The sequence below is a fragment of the Nostoc sp. genome (assembly GCF_035638895.1).
Taxonomy (GTDB): Bacteria; Cyanobacteriota; Cyanobacteriia; order Cyanobacteriales; family Nostocaceae; genus Nostoc.
Genome location: NZ_DASQZC010000037.1, coordinates 1 through 18,354 on the forward strand (window position 1 = coordinate 1; position 18,354 = coordinate 18,354).

Below are 18,354 nucleotides of genomic sequence, written 5' to 3' on the forward strand. Positions count from 1 at the left end.
AAAGGTTGCAAATTGTTTTTGAGCAGATGTTCAGCATAGGCATATCCAAATGTATTGGGAGGTAAGCGATAAAGTTTTTGGAGATCGATATCACCTAATCTTGAGCGTCTTTCAAATGCTTGTTTTCCTTGTGGGGTGCTAGGCATCACCGTGCCAAAACGGGAAAATTGTACGCTAAGGCTAAAAGCCTTCCTCCATAAGCATCTTAGCCACCCATTTTTCAATAACACCTGTAAGTGAGATTGAGCTTCCTATAGGTGTAATTTGGCGTAAATACAGCGAAGCTTTCAGCAGAGGCAAGATAGGCTGAAAGTACTGCTATGAATAACTTTCAGCCTATAAGATTCTCAAAAATACTAATACTTATATTTTTAGACACATTTACCCTGCCTCAATGGTCTTCTTGAAGGTCATCTTCTCTAACTTCGATTATTAAATGAAGCATAATTCCCTTTTCAACTCACAAAGTCAACTAAAAAGTTGATTTAAAATATTGTTTATTTGCCCGGAAAACCAATAAGAGCAGCTGTGTGAAGCTTCATTATAATTAGCATCAAGGCAATTTTCTGCATTTTCTAATCTACCAATTGAGCCTTTAATTTCAATTATTGATATTTGTTCGCCTTCAACTTCAATAATTTCTTGTCCTCTTGATTATGGTAGTTTTTCGGCAGAGAGGGAATCTATTGATAAGCCTATGTCTACAACAATATTTGATAAATGATAAATTGATTTACATCCATCATCGGTGCAAAATACTAAACAGTTATTCCTCACGTAAATCTCAGTAATTCTCATTGTATAAATCCATGCTTTGATGAGATGATTGTACAAAATTTCAAAATCTCCATTTCGTCACTTTGGTGGCAGTTTTATGTATTCGTATGACGTAGGGTAAAGACGCAATTCAAGATTAGCAACATTTACTTCGCTTGTTTTTTCCCAGCTTTTCAAAGTAACAAGTTTTTTTCTTGCCCAATAATTTAAACTTTCTTCTACGTCTCCAATCACCTCAGCAGTTATTTCCTCATCTGGAATATCATCGGAAAATCTCTCAACCTCTTCTCCACGAAAATAAGCACTTACTTCAGTGGGCAAAGCTTTGTAGTAACTGATTATGTAGTGATTTTGTTGACTCATTGTTCAAAATTCCTTTTTCGTAACTTGGCTAGTTTTGAGATTTAACAAACTCTTTGCAACACTCATAGCTATCTGAAATCAAAATAACGCTGTCATGACTGGTAACACTTCTTTTTATTTTGTATAAAAAGCATCTCAATTGATGGCAATATGTTTCAACTACGTAATATTCCATAATTCCCTTATCGTCACTTGATGGATAATGTTGTTTTATTGTTTTTCAGTGCGATGGCTGATGCTTTACCTGAGTGTTTGATTACCCTTATTTTGTTGGTGCAGAGTAGTATGTATTCCCTGCACCAACATGGTACGTTTTTACAAAAGTATTTTTTAATTATCACACTTAGTGAGTTATATGCTGAAATTATTCAGAAAAATTTGGTAGGTTTTTTAACGCCAATTGTGCCACAACTTCTGCACGTTGTGACGTTACTTTCTGATACCGTAATGTTGTCTGAATGCTTTCATGCCCCATGAGCGCCCTGAGTTCTTCAATCCCCATTAATCCCACTCGCTCTGTAGCAAAAGTGTGCCGTAGGTCATGAATACGAATTTCTTGGAGTTCAGGACTATCTCTGATGAGCTTAATCCAGGATTTCTGCGCCATGCGGTAAGAAAGGCGGGATACTTCCAAAGTCTTTGGCTGTTGAGCAGTAAACAGGGCTGGATGCTTAGGATGTCTATAATATTCAATGTAGTGATTTAGACTCTTGAGTGCTACTTCACTGTAAAAACACCACCGTTGCTTGTTGCCTTTCCCAACAACCTGAAATTTCCGAGCTTCGAGGTCTATGTCATCTAAATTTAGAGCTAGCACTTCAGCAATCCTAGCGCCACTGGTATGCAACAAACGCACCAATGCAGACAAACGAACATCTTTTTTGATGACACCATACAGGATACTTAATTGGTATGGAGTAAGGTAACGCACTGCCTCATCAGTAGCGTGTTCTCCTTGTTCTCGACTGGGTTTACGTCTTGTGAGTCCCGCAACCGGATTGGATTTGAGATATCCTATATCAACAGCAAAACTGAACAAAGCCGTGATTACAGCTTGATGACGGTGGTGGGTCGTATAGGAAACATCAGTTAAATGATTGAGATATTCCATCAAAACCTGTCTGTCGATGATTTCTATTGACCATCGACCGTACTCCTTGAGCAAGGGGATAATCATAGACTGATATGAACGCAGAGTACTTTTGGCTAGTCCTGGACGTTCTAAAAACTTGGTGGCTAAAGCTGTTTTACACGCATATTTCCGACCAGTATGCCCCTTTTCACGTTAAGGTAATTAACGCCACGATTAGGGATGCAACTCACGTTTTGGATGGTTTTCACGAGAGTGATTTACAGATTCAGGAGCATTATACGGATACAAGTGGCTATACCGAGCATGTCTTCGCAATGTGCCATTTGCTGGGATTTAGATTTGCACCTCGAATGCGCGATTTACCTGATAAGAAATTGTATACTTTTGAACCTAGTTCTCCTGATTCGCCTTTGGCACCCCTCCTCGGTGACAAGATTAGTGTGAAATTAATTCAGGAATCTTGGGATGAAATTCTACGCCTTGCTAGTTCAATTCGGACGGGGACGGTGACTGCTTCTTTGATGTTGAGGAAATTAGCTTCTTATCCTCGGCAGAATCGTTTAGCTTTAGCTTTGCGGGAGTTGGGAAGGATTGAGCGAACTTTGTTTACCCTGGAATGGTTGCAGAGTCCAGAACTGCGGCGACGGGCTACAGCGGGTCTAAACAAGGGTGAGGCCAAACATACTCTAAAAAGGGCGGTGTTTTTTAATCGGCTGGGGGAATTGCGCGTAGGCGCAGCCCGCCGTAGGCATCGCTCTTATGAAGACCAGTTCTATCGGGCCAGTGGGTTAAATTTAGTGATTGCTGCTATTATTCTGTGGAATACGGTGTACTTAGAAAAAGCCGTAGACTATTTGAAACAACAAGGAATGAATATTCCTGAAGAACATTTGCAACATTTATCACCGTTGGGTTGGGAGCATATCAATCTCACTGGCGATTATGTCTGGAATTTGAAGCAGGCAACCAGTTTTGACCAGCTGCGTCCTTTGCGGGTTAAAGAAAACAAGCATCACTGAAACGATTATTTGATAGGGATCTTAGCCTTAGCGTACAATTTTCCCGTTTTGGCACGGTGATGCCTGGAGCGCATTATTGAGCGAACTAGAGTACCCAACACTTACCAGTTAGGCGAAGTCTGCCAAATCCTTGCCAAGGACAACCCAGAACTGAGAGGCAAGGGTGGGTGTTGGGGCATTGTCAGCCAAGTAAATGAATTCAGTTGCACGGTGAGGATGTGGGATGGAGAATACGCCGTTGGGTTGCAGCACCTGAAGTCCTTCAACTACCTGCCCCAGGAGTGTGAGCAGATGCGGGTGATTTGCGATCGCATTAATCAGGTGTATTCAGACTCACTGGAGGAGACAGTCAAAAGTCTGTTGCAGTCGTTGGGCAAGCTGAATCGGTCTTATCTGACAGGCTTGGAGGAGAAATTGTTGAGCTTGCTAGAGTCGGAAACTGGCGGCTGATGCAAGGATTACCGACAGGCGTACTATCACGCTCCTGTTTTGAAGCGAGGGGGATAAGCGAAGCTTAAGCCTATCTGCATAATCGCAGCCCAACAATCCGCTTGCACCCGACCGTTCATAGCCTTTTCATCGACAACAATATAAATGTTATTGATTGAGTCTATAGCCTGAGTAAAACGAGGCTTTATTTTCTTTAGATTTTCTTTACAAACCAGTTCTGATCAGAACACTCATAGCTCTGGAACTTACAAAGACATTATTTAATCAATTAAAACAGTTATAGATTGATTTTTCGCTTGTTGCTCAATTACTTTACGAAATACCGCAAATAGATGAACTTGTTAATGCCTAGCTCTCGAAGAAAGAGTAATCTTAGCTTTGTATTGGTCGCGCTTGTGTGCTGTAGTTCTAGCATTATGCAAGCTTCATCAATAGCAAGTTTTAGTACAGCTTATGGGAGTTCACTTACTTCTAGTGAAAATAGTACACTGAAACCTGGCTCCTTTTTGTATCGAAAAACAGAAGGATTTGGTCTGAATATGTATATGGTACAACTGCCAAATACTGGCAATGCTCAAGAGATTCGTTTTCTAGCACCATATACTCATCAAATGTGGCTTGGAGCAGATGGTTCAGGACGTATTCAGCGAACAGACGGTAAACCGGAGTTTTTGAACGCTCAAGACCGCGCTATTTGGGAGGCGGCTGGAAAACCAAAGTTGTCACAAAGCTTCACGATAGATCACAAAGTAGGTGAACTGAGTTACCCTACAGTACTTCCAGGGGATCGAACTGCATTGGCACAGACGATCCGTAATCGGGCAAAACAAAATAATATTCCGATTGAGGGGGCGATGTTTGATGAGACTTTGAGTATTTTGGTGACACTGCAAACCAAACCAGAGCTACATCGACCCTTGTTTGAAGTAATGGCAAGTATTCCAGGAGTCGAACGCAGCGAGAATGTTACAGATCGGCAAGGACGAGCAGGTATAAGTTTGAGCTATACAGACAGCCAGACTGGAAAGCAAACTCGTGTGATTTTTGAGCCGCAGACGTACTACGTGTTAAGTGACGAGATAGTTCTGCTGAAGCGAACGCCAGAGTTAAACGTTTCAACCCCGTTTGTAATGAGTTGGACGACATACTTTGCTTCTAGTACAGTAGCCTCAACTAGTAATAAACCTTTCGAGTAAGCTGGAGGAGTCGGTGCAGAGGTTTCTGGAATCGTTGGGGAAGCCCAAGCGTACTTATTTGACTGGGTTGGAAGAGAAAGTTTTGAGGGTGCTGGAGTCAGAAATTGCAGGCTGATGTAACAATACTCTTAAGAAGAAGTCATTGGTTATGGCAAGTAGGCAAAGAAACAAAGTGTAGAGAGTCGAGTCATAACACATACCTGACCAACATAAAACTTTCCCGAAAAGCTAATGCGTCAATCTGTAAAGAGATATCGTTTCGCTGTGCTAACAGTTTTATCTTTACTATTTTGCTGGCTAGTGTTTAAAGCAGATGTTATTGTCGCCCAACAAGTCGCCGATCCGAACTTTAATAGCAGTGTTGCCCATCCTGCTTACACGACCACAGCACCAACGGTTCTCTTCGATGAGGCTCACCTAAATTTCCATACTACTCAAGGGCGCTATAAACCCTTCGTCGATCTCATCTCCAATGATGGCTATCGGGTAGTTGCTAATCGACAAGGTTTTGAGGCTGAAACGTTAGCTGATTATGACATTCTTGTGATTGCCAATGCCTCAAGTCAGCAACAGGGGCAACCTGCTTTTCGTGAGGACGAGTGTGATCTGGTCAGGGATTGGGTGCGTTCTGATGGATCATTGCTTTTGATTGCAGACCACAAACCCTTTGGTGCAGCAGCAGAAAATTTAGCTTCTCGGTTTGGTATTGAGATGAGTAACAAGTTCACGGTGGATTTGTCTCATTACGATCAAGACTCTGGCGTTCCTAGTTTTCTGCTGTTTAGTCGTAAAAATAAGCTCTTAGCCAAGCATCCGATTACGCAAGGTCGAAATTCACAAGAGCGGATCAATCGAGTCATGACGTTTACCGGACAATCCTTATCGCTTCCTGCTAGCGGACAAACCTTATTGCATTTATCTGATTCAGCAATCGATCTAGATGAACGACTCAAAAGTGCAGCAGATTTTCGTGCAGAACAAGGTGTTTCTGCGGCTGATCGCGCGCGCTCAGGGTGTGGTACTGCCATTTGGACAAGGACGAGTCGCTATGCTGGGAGAAGCTGCAATGATATCTGCCCAATTGATTCAATCGAGTGACAGGACATTTCCAATAGGAATGAATCACCCAGGAATCGACAATCGACAATTTGCTCTTAACCTGATGCACTGGTTATCTAGATTGTTGAGCTAGTTCGTGTTAGCTGCTTTGCTGCCCCAGTCAGAGCGGCACAACAACAGCATAAAAAGTCTATCTCTGCCGCTTTTAATGATTCAAAAACACTCCCTAACCCTGCAAAAGAGGATATCTCCCGGCAAGAAGACCCAGCCTTAGCAACAATTACGGTTACGGCTGTTGAAATTCCAGAGTTGACGGAGGATGAACAGCGCGATCGCTTACACTTGGAAAGAAAAGTGGAGAAAGCGGTTTTTGAGGCAGGTAAAGCGTTAATGGAGTTGCGAGATCGCCGTCTTTACCGTTCCACCCATAGCACTTTTGAGGAGTATTGCAAGGACAGGTTTGGATTTCAGCGCCGTCATCCTTATAGATTAATTGAAGCTTCGGCTGTATTTGATAATTTGATGAAAATGTGTCCCAATGGGACACAAACTGAAACTGAATCGAGCGATGCCAAAATGTGTCCCAATGGGACACAAACAGAAAATGAGGAAATGTGTCCCAACCGATCACAAATTTTGCCTACGAGTGAACGCCAAGTTAGACCAATAACAAAGCTGGAACCTCAACAGCAATGGGAAGTATGGCAGACAGCAGTGGAAGAAGCCGGAGGTAAAGTACCATCTGCTAGAGTTGTAGGCGATGTAGTACAACGGATCATGGAACGGACAAAAGCGCCAAATCCTTACCATATAGGGGAAGTCTGCCAGATTTTAGCTAAGGACAATTCTGAACTCAGAGGTAAAGGAGGCTGCTAGTGCATCGTTAGCCATGTCGGTGAGTTCAGTTGTACAGTCACAATGTGGGATGGAGAGTACACCGTGAGAATCGACCACTTGAAGCCGCTCAATTACTTGCCTGCGGAATGTCAGCAGATGCAGGTAATTTGCGATGCCTTCGGCGGGCTACGCCTACGCATCAGTAGGTTACGGGACAGTGGCAAGCTAGAAGCACCAGCAGAGGCAGTTATGAAGTGCTTGGGAGAGTTGAAGCGCCCGTATTTGACTGAGTTTGAGGAAAAACTATTAGGTTTTATTGAACAAGAATATGGGATTGTAGATTAGGGCAGATTTAACACTGATTTTTGAACATACACTGGCGTTCATACAATCGCTATTTTATGACACAGAAGTATTTCTTGGGTCATACAATCTGAACATCATCTCAAATCACCAACTAAAGCATTATGTCTAAACTTTTTGCTGTTGTGGTTGCAACCGTTCCAGAGTACTACGACTATAAATTGGCTTACCCAGAGCATGACCAAAATCAACTCGCTTGGTTTAATGAGCAACATGAGAAAGGAACACTACTGTGCTGTGGGCCGTTTTTTCCCCATGATGGAACTGGGCTTTGGGTAATCCAGGCAGAGAATTTTGAACAGGCTCAAGCTGTTGTAAACAGAAGTCCTCGTGTACGAGATGGTATGCTAGCGGACTCTGCTAGAGTTGTGGAGTGGGAAGTTCACATTGGACGCGCTCGTTTTGCTCCCGTGTGAATAAGTAGAAGCGACAACTGCTAAATTACTTGGATATAAGCAGATAAACGCACAGTAGAAGATTCTGAGAATTGAGATTAAATATAAGCTAAGTTACCTTCTCATTTTCTTAGCGACTTCGTTTAACCCTCCTTCTTTAACACAGGTTGCACCAAGGCTTTCAGTGTAAGCACCGTAGTCTTTGTAATGTTGTATCTTGATTAACATTACATTGCTGTCGCTCCATTTACCTTTAATTTCGCTAATTTTTAATGTTTTAGGATCAAGAAAATGGTTCAAGTTGCCGCCAAGTTTTCCCCACCAGTAAGAAGCCCCGACCATTCGGGTATTAGTAAACTTAACGCCAGACATCTTAACGACTGAATTAGTCTTTGTATTGAAAGAACATGCAGTATTAGTCTTGTTATCCAGTGCGATAATCAAATTGTTATTGCTTTCAAAGAATGACAAATCGTCATTTCTGTTGCTAGCTACAGCAGTTAGAGGTAATAAAGACACCAAAATATTAATAGTTACAAATAGTTTTTTCATTAGCTTTGTTTTAATCTATTAAATACTTTACTATCTCAATTTGCAATAATACATCAGTATATTTATTTACTTGTTATCCAGTATAATAGCCTCAAGATTGCTAACTGGTAGCCAAGCAAGCTCCTACTGAGATTAAGGTGGGTTTCTGTCTGTCAAATCCTTGCAAAGGACAACCCCGAATTTAGAGGCAAGGGTGGCTGTTGGGGCATAGTCAACCATGTGGGCGAATTCAGTTGCACCGTCAGAACCTGAGATGGCGAGTATACAGTTGGGTTGCAGCACCTGAAGTCGTACAACTACTTGCCTGCGGAGTGTCAGCAGATGCAGGAGATTAGTGATCGCATCAGTAGATTATGGGAAGACGAGAACTTGGAAGAGGCAGCCCGTGCTGTGCTGAAGCATCTGGGGGAACTGAAGCGACCTTATTTGACGGCTGTTGAGGAGAAGCTCTTAGGTTTGATAGAGAAAGAATATGGAATTAATGATAGATTTGGCTTTGAGCTAAATAATGGTTATGACTGTAACGACCTATAAATGGACAATTAAACGTTATCACCAAGCAATAGAGGCAGGTATCTTTGATGACCAGTCCATTGAACTATTGCGCGGCGACCTGATTGTTATGCCCCCAGAACGAGAACCTCACGCTTACTACAACACAGAAGCAGCTGATTATCTTCGCACACTGCTTGGTGAACAGGTAAAAATCCGCGATGCCAAACCAATTACCTTACCCAACGATTCAGAACCTGCTCCCGATGTTGCGATTGTCAAACCTTTAGGTGAGGTCTACTTAGAACACCATCCTTACCCAGAAGATATCTTCTGGGTTATTGAGTTTTCCAAAGCCACCCTAAGCAAAGATTTAGGTGACAAAAAAGACATTTATGCTGAGGCTGGTATTAGTGAATACTGGGTTGTGAACCTGAAGACTCCGCAGTTAAAAGTATTTCGTAACCTAAAAAATGGGAAATACAAAACCGAACTGACATTAACCACAGGTACTATTTCACCCCTTTGCTTTCCTGATGTATTTGTCCAAGTTGAGCGCCTTATAGGTAAGATGTAGTGCAACGTATGATGGAGCTATCCCTTATACCCAATACCTACCAAATTGGCGAAGTCTGCCAAATCCTAGTTAAGGACAACCCCGAACTCAGAGGTAAGGGCGGGTGTTGGGGCATAGTCAACCATGTGGGTGAATTTAGCTGCACCGTCAGAACCTGGGATGGTGAATATGCCGTTGGGTTGCAGTACCTGAAGTCCTTCAACTACCTGCCCCAGGAGTATCAACAGATGCAGTTAATCAGCGATCGCCTTGTGCGAATATATTCCTATTCACTGGAGGAGACAGCCAAAAATCTGTTGCAGTCGTTGGGGAAGCTGAATCGACCTTATCTTACTGGTTTGGAAGAGAAATTGTTGACGCTTGTGGAGTCGGAGTATGGGAGAATAACCTGAACAATTTTGGCAAATTGGCATCCAATGCCTTTGGGTTGCAGTTTCAATGGGGTTAGCAACACAACGGGACAGTGAAGAAGTTGTACGAGGGATAAAGCAAAGCTTTCCTCTTCTGCTACCCCGTGCTACGCCAGTTGTCAAGTGAGTGCTGTAGAATGCCTCTACATAATGGATACAGCGCTCACCAGACAGTTAAGGTTCTACAACTGGCTAGAAATGAATAAAACCAAACAGAACCTCAAAAAATGAAAAATGTAGATAGCTGGATTGCTGTATAGTTTGGGTTATGCCAGATTATCCTCTCAAGAGTTGCTCTATGATTGCTCTACCTGGTATTGCCATCCAAGACAAAATATACGAAAGTTCCAATTCTCTAGTGTACCGGGGCATCAGAGACGATGGAGTAGGGATCGTCATAAAAATGCTAAAGCTTGATTATCCCTCTCCCCAAGAATTAACCCGTTACAGGCAGGAATATAAAATTACCCGTTCCCTGAATCTGGAAGGAGTTGTCAAGGCATACGGCCAGCAGGACTATCAACGGACTTTGGTGATTCTCTTAGAAGATTTTGGGGGAGAGTCCTTAGAGCAATGGATGCACAAACGCCCGGATATATTCTGTCCCATGCCTTTATCCACTTTTCTAGGTCTTGCAATCGCTGTTTGCGACATTCTGGGCAGAATCCATGCAGCCAATATCATTCATAAAGATATCAACCCTGGAAACATAGTCTTTAATCTGGATACTGGAGTTGTCAAAATTATTGACTTTGGGATTGCTACCCAGTTTAACCGCACGAATCCGACTTTCAAGAACCCTCATATTTTAGAAGGAACCCTCGCCTACTTGTCTCCAGAGCAAACTGGGCGGATGAACCGTTGGCTCGATCGCCGTAGTGATTTTTACTCGCTCGGTGTGACGTTTTACGAACTTCTAACCGGACACCTGCCATTTCCAACAACGGACATACTTGAGCTAGTCCATTGTCATATTGCTAAACAGCCTGTTCCCCCTCACGAACTGAATGCAACGATCCCTAAAGCCGTTTCAGATATTATTTTGAAATTGATGGCGAAAAACGCAGAGGATCGGTATCAAAGTGCCTGGGGCATCAAAGCAGATTTAGAAATCTGTCTTCGGCAGTTCGCACAAACAGGTCAAATCGATGGCATTCAACTGGGTCTTCAAGACGTTTCGGATCGGTTTCACATTCCCCAAAAATTGTATGGACGAGAAGCAGAGATTGCAGCATTATTAGCAGCATTTGAGAGAGTGACAGGAATAGGAACTGAGAAAAATGCTCAATGCAATATTGAGATGATGTTGGTCTCTGGTTATGCTGGCATTGGTAAATCAGCTTTAGTACAAGAACTCTACAAACCCATCACAGCAAAGCGCGGTTATTTCATCTCGGGTAAGTTTGACCAATTTGGGCGCAATATTCCCTACAGCGCAATTGTGGATGCACTACGAAAACTGATGCAGCAGTTGTTGGGTGAACCTGATGAGCAGGTGCAACAATGGCGATCGCACTTGCTTACAGCTTTAGGAAGTAATGGACGACTGATTATTGATGTCATTCCAGAAGTTGAGTGGATTATTGGCAAGCAACCACCCGTAGCAGAAGTTGGAGCAACTGAGGCACAAAATCGGTTTAACCTTGTCTTTCAGAAGTTCATTCGAGCCTGCTGTTCTCCTGAGCATCCTCTGGTCATCTTTCTGGATGATTTGCAATGGGTAGACTCTGCTACACTCAAGCTCATTGAGTTAATTTTAAGCCACCGTGGGATACAAGCCCTGTTTTTGATTGGAGCTTATCGAGATCGCGAAGTCACCCAAGCACATTCCCTGATTGCAACCTTAGAGAAGCTAAAACAGGAAACTGTTACTATTAGTCAGATAATGTTAGCTCCCCTAGGACTAGGGGCGGTGGCTCAACTGATTGCTGAAACCTTGCACACGCATACTGAGTCGATTGCACCTTTAGCAGAACTGATATGGCGTAAAGCGAACGGCAATCCCTACTTCACCAATGAATTTCTCAAAGCGCTGTTCATTGAAGGTCTCATCGTCTTCGACATTAATCAACAACGCTGGCAATGGGACATTACTCATATTAAAGCCAAAAATATTACCGACAATGTAGTGGAGTTAATTATTGGAAAGCTGAAACAATTTCCAAAGCCAACTCAACAGGTTTTATCCTTAGCTGCTTGTGTCGGTGCTGAGTTTGATTTAGCGACACTCTCAGTTATCTGTGAACGACCAGAGGTTGAAATTTTTGCAGAACTCACAACCGTAATTCAATCAGAGTTGCTTCTTGCAACCTCAGAGTTAGATGAGAATCTGCGGATTCAAAATTACAAGTTTTTGCACGATCGCGTTCAGCAAGCAGCTTACAATCTAATTGATGAGTCAAATAAACAAATAGTTCATCTTCAAATTGGTCGCAATTTGCTTAAAGAAGCGTTGGCACCTCGTCTATCAGATCGACTGTTTGAAATTGTGGATCATCTTAATTATGGAATTGAACTGGTCACCGATCAAGCAGAACGAGATGAAATTGCCAAATTGAATTTGTTGGCAGGTCAGAGAGCAAAAGCAGCGATCGCTTATGGTACGGCACAAAACTATTTGGCGATGGGTAGAGCATGGCTGGCAGATTCTAGCTGGCAAACCAACTATGACCTGGCTTTAGAGTTATATACTGAAACAACAAAAATCACATATTTGTGTGGCAATTTTGAAGACGTAGAACAGTGGGCAGAAGTCATTCTACAAAAAGCCAAAACAGTTCTTGATCGCGCAAAAGTCTATGAAGTCAAAATTCAAACTCACATTGCACAGAGTCAGCCATTGAGAGCAATCCATGTTGCATTGCAAGTGTTACAGCAACTAAAAATTAGTTTTCTTGAGAATCCCAGTCAGTTAGATATTCAGCTTGAACTAGATACAATTTCATTCCTGCTCAGGGAAAAATCGATCGAAGACTTGAACCATTTACTGGAAATGACCGAGCCGAACCAGTTAGCAGCGATGCGAATCTTATCCAGCATCACCATTGCTGCTTATGTTGCTGTCCCTGATTTGATGCCCCTACTTGTGTTTAAACAGGTTAACTTGTCCATTCAACATGGCAATGCACCTGTATCGCCCTTTGCCTATGCCTTTTATGGGTTAATCCTTTGTGGAACAATTGGAGACATCGAGACTGGCTACCAGTTTGGTCAGCTTGCGCTTAGTCTGTTATCAAATCCTAAAACCCATCCGCTCAGAGCTAGAACATTGCTCATCGTGAACAACTTCATCGTTCATTGGAAAGAACTTGTTAGAAACACATCACAGCCATTACTAGAGGCCTATCAAAGTGGGTTAGAAACTGGAGATTTGGAGTTTGCTGCTTATTGTGCTCACGTTTATTGCTTTCAATCCTGTGTCGTTGGAAAGGAACTTGTGGAGGTTGAACGCGAGATGACGATATACAATGAAGCAATCCGTCAAATCAAACAGGAAGCAGCACTAACCTGGAATCAAATATTTCAGCAGGCGATCGCAAATTTGATGGGATACTCGGTCAATCCAACCCGTCTAGTTGGTAGATTCTACAATGAGCAGAATGGATTGCCACAACATGAAGTAGCCAATGATGGAACTGCAATCTTCGATGTCTATTTCAATAAACTTTTCCTGTGCTACCTCTTTTCTGAGTATGCTCAGGCAGTTGAAAATTCAACCATAGCAGAACATTATTTAATCAGAATAACAGGCACACCTCTTTGTCCTTTTTACTACCTCTATGATTCTCTAGCAAGGCTCGCAACATACTCTGAAAGCAGCGTTCAAGCACAGGCAGAAATCCTGAAAAAAGTTGCGGTTAGCCAGGAAAAAATGAGGCATTGGGCACAGTACGCGCCTATGAATTATTTGCATAAATATCATTTAGTTGAGGCAGAGAAAGCGCGAGTTTTGGTTCAGTTGCTGGAGGCAGAAGAATTCTATGAACAAGCAATTCTTGGTGCTAGAGAAAACGAGTATCTGCAAGAAGAAGCGTTAGCCTATGAATTAGCTGCCAAATTTTATCTAGAGCGAGGTCGGGAGAAGTTTGCCCAGCTCTACATGAAGGAAGCTCACTACTGCTATGAACGGTGGGGAGCAACGGCAAAAGTCAAAGATTTAGAAACTCGCTACCCGCAGGTATTTGCCCAGTTATCGGCTGTAGCTCATACGCCCATTCGCACGATTTCTGGAAATACCTCTAATACCTCATACATCCCTTTTGACTTGGCGACCGTGATGAAAGCATCTCAAGCGATTTCGAGCGAAATTGAACTGGAGCAGTTGCTTACTTCCTTGATGCAGATGTTAATCGAGAATGCAGGCGCACAAACTGGATGCTTGCTTTTAGAAAACTCAGGAGAATGGATGATTGAGGCTGCTTGTGAATTCAACGATGGTGCAACTGCCTGTGCGACGCGAGTGCTACAGTCGATTCCAATGACAAATCAACTGCCTAAATCAATCATTCAGTATGTGATTCGGACTCATGAATCTGTCCTCCTCAATGATGCAGCTCGTGAAGGGAATTTTACCAATGATATCTACATTCAACAAAACCAAACTCAATCGATCTTCTGTTTGCCGCTGCTGAATCAAACTAAGCTGGTTGGTGTGCTGTATCTAGAAAATCAACTAGCAACTGGGGCATTTACACCGGAGCGATCGCAAGTTCTGAATTTACTATCTACTCAAGCAGCGATCGCGATCGAAAATGCCAAACTCTATTCAAATCTCCGCGCTAGCGAAAGTCAAATGACTCAATTTCTAGAAGCTATTCCAGTGGCAATTGTAGTAGTAGATACTGCTGGCCGCCCTTACTACACGAATGAACGGGGGATTGAGCTATTGGGACAAGGGATGAATCCTTCTGTAACTCCAGATCAGATTCCAGAAGTTTATCAATTGTATCTAGCGGGAACGGATCAACCCTATCCCACTGAGAAACTGCCAGTTATCCGAGCACTGACCGGCGAACGCACTACCGTCGATGATATGGAAATTTGCCAAACTAACAGCACAGTTCCCATTGAGGTTTGGGGAACTCCCGTATTTAATGAGCAGGGTCATGTGGCTTACGCAATGGTGGCCTTTCAAGACATCACCGAACGCAAACAAGCAGAGAAGCTTTTAGCAGAATATAATCAAACGCTAGAACAACAAGTTACTGAGCGAACTTTGCTGCTTTCCCAAGAGATTGAAGGGCGTCAGCAAGTTGAAAACGCCCTGCGACAGAGTGAAGAGCAACACAGGCTGACAATGGACTTCACCCACATTGGCAGTTGGAACTGGAATATCATTGAGAATACAACAGATTGGAACGATAACCACGCTCGATTGCTGGGGTTAGTCCCCAGTGAAGTTGAGAGTAAGACTCAGGCATGGCGCGATCGCGTTCATCCGGAAGACATTCATCGGGTTGAGCAAGCGGTTGAAGTAGCTCTGGTAACCCACACTGATTGTGAAGTTGAATATCGAGTAATCTACCCAGATGGTAGTATTCACTGGTTGATTGGCAGAGGTCGAGGTATTTATAACGCAGCCGGACAGCCTGTGCGAATGTTGGGTGTGATTCTTGATATTAGCGAACAGCACGATGCTGCACTGCGTGAACGCAAACGAGCCGAACACGCCTCAATTCTGGAAGAACGCAACCGCATGGCGCGAGAAATTCATGATACATTGGCTCAATCCTTCACAGGTATTCTGCTTCAGGTTGGAGCGGCAACGCAAGTGCTGACGGACGACTCAGAAGCAACCCAAGTACATCTGGAAATGATTGAGGAACTAGCACGCGCTGGGCTGGCAGGGGCGCGACGATCCGTATCAGCACTCCGGCCGCGGCTACTAGAAGAAGGTAATTTAGAGAGTGCCCTGCATCGTATAGTGGCTCAAATGCGATCGACGACCGACACGGCTCTGATCTGCGAAACTCAGGGTACAGCCTATTCCTTACCAACCGAAGTGGAGAATAACTTACTCAGAATTGGGCAGGAAGCATTAACCAATGCGATTAAATACGCAAGTGCTAGCGAAATTCTGGTTGAGTTGGTGTACAACGAGACACAGTGTATCTTACAGGTTAAAGACGATGGTAGGGGCTTTGGAGTAGGTAGCATTCCTTTGAGCGGTGGGTTCGGCTTATTAGGAATGAGCGAACGGGCAGAGCGCATTGGCGCACAACTAACGATTCAAAGCCAACCGGGTCAAGGAACAGAAATTATTGTCACCATCAATCGAGAGTGAGAATTAAAATGAGCCAATCCACTAAGATTAGGGTGCTAATTGTTGACGACCATGCCATAGTCAGAAAGGGTCTAGCAACCATCATTAACCGCGATCCAGAAATGACAGCGATCGCTCAAGCTGAAGATGGGCAACAGGCGATCGCCGCGTTTCGAGAACACCAACCTGATGTCACACTAATGGATTTACGAATGCCCAAAATGGGAGGTGTTGAAGCCATTATGGCGATTTGTGCTGAATTTAAGCAGGCTCGAATCGCGGTACTCACAACCTACGATGGCGATGAAGATATCTATCGCGGTTTACAGGCGGGCGCTCAAGGCTATCTGCTTAAGGATGCTAAACCTGGCGAGCTTTTGAATGCAATTCGCGCCATTCATAATGGTCAGAAATACATTCCGCCAGAAGTGGGCGCAAAATTATTGCAGCGAATGAGCAATCCAGAACTGAGTGAACGAGAGTTGGAAGTGCTGCGTTTGATGGCACAAGGAATGGGTAATCAAGAAATTGGGACTGTTTTGAGTATTGGTGAAAGTACTGTCAAATCCCATGTTAATCGGATTTTGAGCAAACTGGGCGTGAGCGATCGCACACAAGCCGTGATTACTGCTGTTAAGCGTGGGATTGTCAGCTTGTAAGTAAGGAAAAATGAGGGGAGGGAAGGGAAATGAATTTTTACTTTTTCCCCTTTAGATTGGCTTTAGACTCCAACTAAAGTTGGAGACAACCTTCCGCTAGAAGCTGGACAAGTTCATCCATCACTCGATTGTATAAAAATGTCAACCCAGAGTGGACGACAAGAGAGGGTCAATTGTCTATATTGAATCTATAGCAACGTTAGCGCAGTTGGGTTGTAAGGCAAAAGTATTGCTTAATACAAACCGAAACATGACTTACGACCGCAATAATCGTTCTTTATTCGTTCCGCCTTCAACCCAGGATCATATTCAAGGTGCGCTGAATGCTGCTGTAGTATTCGTCATGTATGGAGATTATGAATGTTTTCAAAGTGCCAACGTCTATCGATTGATTAAAGTTGCCGGGCAGCAATTAAACGTTTCGTTTGGAGAAAACAATTTAGGTTTTATCTTCCGTCACTTTCCTCAGGTACAGATTCATCCACATGCTCAACGGGCAGCGGAAGCTGCGGAAGCTGCTGCTGCTCAAGGTCAATTTTGGCAAATGCACGATATGCTATTCATCTATCAACAAGCGTTGGGAAATGGCTATTTGGTGGAGTACGCCAATCGTTTAGGACTTGATATTTCTCAATTTTTGCAGGATTTATCCAGAGGTGTGTATGTCGATCGCATCAATGCGGACATCGAAGGTGGACTGCAAAGTGGAGTGGAGGCTGCGCCCGCTTTGTTTATTAATGGAATTCGCTATTTAGATCGCTGGACTGTTGAGCAGATAATCGCAGCCATTGTTGCTGCAAATGATTAATGTTTTTAGTGCTTATCTTAATAAATATTTTGTCAGAGAGTATTTCATAACTTCTATACCGACAACAAGAACGAGAGATTTCAGCAATTTAGCAAGAATACAGAGGCGATCGCCATGATAGTTTTGACATGGAAAAAAGTTCAAAAATTGTTGCTGTGGTTATTTGCATTAAGTGTTGTCGTTGGAATATCAATGCATCCAACACCAGCCACCTCTAAGGAATTACCTCAAGCGTCCAACTCTAAACCTGCGATCGTTCTCGTTCATGGGGCTTATGCTGACGGTACATCATGGCAACACGTTATTCCATTGTTAGAGCAGGATGGCTACAGAGTGACTGCTGTGCAGATTCCGCTTACCTCGCTTGCTGATGATGTGACAACGACGAAGCGGGTGATTAATAACCAAAAAGGTTCCGTTGTTGTAGTCGGACATTCCTATGGTGGAAATGTAATCACGGGTGCGGCGGCTGGCAATCCACAGGTGAAAGCTCTGGTTTATGTTAATGCTTTCGCACCAGATGTCGGTGAAAAGACGAGTGATTTAAATAAAAGGTACGCAGCACCTCCGATTAGTACGGCGATTGTATCTGATGCTGAAAACTTTCTCTATATCGATCGCGGGAAGTTTCACGAATTTTTTGCCCATGACGTATCAAAGGCTGAGGCGCGAGTAATGGCAGCAACCCAAAAACCGATCGCCAGCGCAGCCTTTGAGCAATCAGTGAATGAAATCGCTTGGAAAACAATTCCTTCCTGGTTTATCGTGACTCAAAGCGATCGCGCCATCAACCCCGAACTTCAACGATTTATGGCTAAACGGATTAATGCTAAGACAACTGAAGTTAACTCCAGTCATGTTCCTTTTATCTCTCATCCAAAAGAAGTTGCCAAAGTGATTGAAGCAGCAAGCACTGCTGTGAAGTAATCCCAATCCTAAGAGAAGCAGTTTCTCGGTACATACAAATAGAACAGACCTAATTATTGACCCTCCGAATTTTGGATTTTAAATTTTGGATTTTGGAATTGGTTTTTCGGTTCAA

Annotated in this window: 17 protein-coding genes and 1 pseudogene; 14 read left to right on the forward strand and 4 right to left on the reverse strand. The window is 43.3% G+C overall.

Going from position 1 to position 18,354, the window contains the following annotated elements:
• The 3 genes from VE944_RS01410 to VE944_RS01420 form a co-directional block, all read right to left on the reverse strand.
• Positions 1–230: Coq4 family protein (locus VE944_RS01410; protein ID WP_324971192.1), on the reverse strand; the 230-nt coding region annotated here is incomplete at its 3' end.
• A 625-nt stretch (positions 231–855) separates the two neighbouring features.
• A complete protein-coding gene (locus tag VE944_RS01415; RefSeq protein WP_324971194.1) occupies positions 856–1,140 on the reverse strand; it encodes a hypothetical protein in 285 nt (94 codons plus the stop codon).
• Positions 1,141–1,504: 364 nt separating this feature from the next.
• On the reverse strand, positions 1,505–2,317 hold the full coding sequence (locus VE944_RS01420; RefSeq protein ID WP_324971196.1) for a tyrosine-type recombinase/integrase: 813 nt from the start codon (positions 2,315–2,317) through the stop codon (positions 1,505–1,507).
• A 62-nt stretch (positions 2,318–2,379) separates the two neighbouring features.
• Here VE944_RS01420 and VE944_RS01425 point away from each other — a divergent pair.
• The 7 genes and pseudogenes from VE944_RS01425 to VE944_RS01455 all read left to right on the forward strand — a co-directional run.
• Positions 2,380–3,252: pseudogene (locus VE944_RS01425) on the forward strand (transposase); the annotation flags it as partial.
• Between the two features lie 216 nt (positions 3,253–3,468).
• Complete coding sequence (locus VE944_RS01430) at positions 3,469–3,702, forward strand: hypothetical protein (RefSeq protein ID WP_324971198.1); 234 nt, start codon at positions 3,469–3,471, stop codon at positions 3,700–3,702.
• A gap of 416 nt (positions 3,703–4,118) precedes the next feature.
• Positions 4,119–4,898, forward strand: a complete 780-nt coding sequence (locus VE944_RS01435; protein WP_324971199.1) for a hypothetical protein — start codon at positions 4,119–4,121, stop codon at positions 4,896–4,898.
• A 231-nt stretch (positions 4,899–5,129) separates the two neighbouring features.
• Complete coding sequence (locus VE944_RS01440; protein WP_324971200.1) at positions 5,130–5,996, forward strand: hypothetical protein; 867 nt, start codon at positions 5,130–5,132, stop codon at positions 5,994–5,996.
• Positions 5,997–6,266: 270 nt separating this feature from the next.
• Complete coding sequence (locus VE944_RS01445) at positions 6,267–6,833, forward strand: hypothetical protein (RefSeq protein WP_324971202.1); 567 nt, start codon at positions 6,267–6,269, stop codon at positions 6,831–6,833.
• Positions 6,834–6,896: 63 nt separating this feature from the next.
• The gene (locus tag VE944_RS01450; RefSeq protein ID WP_324971204.1) at positions 6,897–7,139 is read left to right on the forward strand and encodes a hypothetical protein; all 243 of its coding nucleotides are present in this window, start codon (positions 6,897–6,899) and stop codon (positions 7,137–7,139) included.
• A gap of 122 nt (positions 7,140–7,261) precedes the next feature.
• Positions 7,262–7,573 carry a YciI family protein gene (locus VE944_RS01455; RefSeq protein ID WP_324971206.1) on the forward strand — a complete coding sequence of 104 codons (312 nt, stop codon included), beginning with the start codon at positions 7,262–7,264 and terminating at the stop codon, positions 7,571–7,573.
• Between the two features lie 93 nt (positions 7,574–7,666).
• Here the strand turns inward: VE944_RS01455 and VE944_RS01460 are convergent, their stop codons facing one another.
• Complete coding sequence (locus VE944_RS01460; RefSeq protein WP_324971208.1) at positions 7,667–8,104, reverse strand: hypothetical protein; 438 nt, start codon at positions 8,102–8,104, stop codon at positions 7,667–7,669.
• Positions 8,105–8,425: 321 nt separating this feature from the next.
• Between VE944_RS01460 and VE944_RS01465 the strand changes: the two genes are divergently transcribed.
• The 7 genes from VE944_RS01465 to VE944_RS01495 all read left to right on the forward strand — a co-directional run bounded on the left by VE944_RS01465 (position 8,426) and on the right by VE944_RS01495 (position 18,239).
• The gene (locus VE944_RS01465) at positions 8,426–8,638 is read left to right on the forward strand and encodes a hypothetical protein (RefSeq protein WP_324971210.1); all 213 of its coding nucleotides are present in this window, start codon (positions 8,426–8,428) and stop codon (positions 8,636–8,638) included.
• Positions 8,619–9,173 (forward strand): Uma2 family endonuclease, encoded by a 555-nt coding sequence (locus VE944_RS01470; protein ID WP_324971212.1) that lies wholly within the window; start codon positions 8,619–8,621, stop codon positions 9,171–9,173. Before VE944_RS01465 ends, VE944_RS01470 begins: the two co-directional genes overlap by 20 nt.
• An 8-nt stretch (positions 9,174–9,181) precedes the next feature.
• Positions 9,182–9,565 carry a hypothetical protein gene (locus VE944_RS01475; RefSeq protein WP_324971214.1) on the forward strand — a complete coding sequence of 128 codons (384 nt, stop codon included), beginning with the start codon at positions 9,182–9,184 and terminating at the stop codon, positions 9,563–9,565.
• 316 nt (positions 9,566–9,881) lie between these two features.
• A complete protein-coding gene (locus VE944_RS01480; RefSeq protein ID WP_324971216.1) occupies positions 9,882–15,866 on the forward strand; it encodes an AAA family ATPase in 5,985 nt (1,994 codons plus the stop codon).
• Between the two features lie 8 nt (positions 15,867–15,874).
• Complete coding sequence (locus VE944_RS01485; protein ID WP_324971218.1) at positions 15,875–16,504, forward strand: response regulator transcription factor; 630 nt, start codon at positions 15,875–15,877, stop codon at positions 16,502–16,504.
• A gap of 250 nt (positions 16,505–16,754) precedes the next feature.
• Positions 16,755–17,312, forward strand: a complete 558-nt coding sequence (locus tag VE944_RS01490) for a DsbA family protein (protein WP_324971220.1) — start codon at positions 16,755–16,757, stop codon at positions 17,310–17,312.
• 114 nt (positions 17,313–17,426) lie between these two features.
• Complete coding sequence (locus VE944_RS01495; protein ID WP_324971222.1) at positions 17,427–18,239, forward strand: alpha/beta fold hydrolase; 813 nt, start codon at positions 17,427–17,429, stop codon at positions 18,237–18,239.
• Positions 18,240–18,354: the final 115 nt, after the last annotated feature.

Coding starts and splice junctions, on each gene's coding strand:
- VE944_RS01415 (WP_324971194.1), bottom strand. CDS start 1,140: ATGAGTCAACAAAATCACTACATAATCAGTTACTACAAAGCTTTGCCC.
- VE944_RS01420 (WP_324971196.1), bottom strand. CDS start 2,317: ATGATTATCCCCTTGCTCAAGGAGTACGGTCGATGGTCAATAGAAATC.
- VE944_RS01430 (WP_324971198.1), top strand. CDS start 3,469: ATGTGGGATGGAGAATACGCCGTTGGGTTGCAGCACCTGAAGTCCTTC.
- VE944_RS01435 (WP_324971199.1), top strand. CDS start 4,119: ATGCAAGCTTCATCAATAGCAAGTTTTAGTACAGCTTATGGGAGTTCA.
- VE944_RS01440 (WP_324971200.1), top strand. CDS start 5,130: ATGCGTCAATCTGTAAAGAGATATCGTTTCGCTGTGCTAACAGTTTTA.
- VE944_RS01455 (WP_324971206.1), top strand. CDS start 7,262: ATGTCTAAACTTTTTGCTGTTGTGGTTGCAACCGTTCCAGAGTACTAC.
- VE944_RS01460 (WP_324971208.1), bottom strand. CDS start 8,104: ATGAAAAAACTATTTGTAACTATTAATATTTTGGTGTCTTTATTACCT.
- VE944_RS01465 (WP_324971210.1), top strand. CDS start 8,426: ATGCAGGAGATTAGTGATCGCATCAGTAGATTATGGGAAGACGAGAAC.
- VE944_RS01470 (WP_324971212.1), top strand. CDS start 8,619: ATGACTGTAACGACCTATAAATGGACAATTAAACGTTATCACCAAGCA.
- VE944_RS01475 (WP_324971214.1), top strand. CDS start 9,182: ATGATGGAGCTATCCCTTATACCCAATACCTACCAAATTGGCGAAGTC.
- VE944_RS01480 (WP_324971216.1), top strand. CDS start 9,882: ATGATTGCTCTACCTGGTATTGCCATCCAAGACAAAATATACGAAAGT.
- VE944_RS01485 (WP_324971218.1), top strand. CDS start 15,875: ATGAGCCAATCCACTAAGATTAGGGTGCTAATTGTTGACGACCATGCC.
- VE944_RS01490 (WP_324971220.1), top strand. CDS start 16,755: ATGACTTACGACCGCAATAATCGTTCTTTATTCGTTCCGCCTTCAACC.
- VE944_RS01495 (WP_324971222.1), top strand. CDS start 17,427: ATGATAGTTTTGACATGGAAAAAAGTTCAAAAATTGTTGCTGTGGTTA.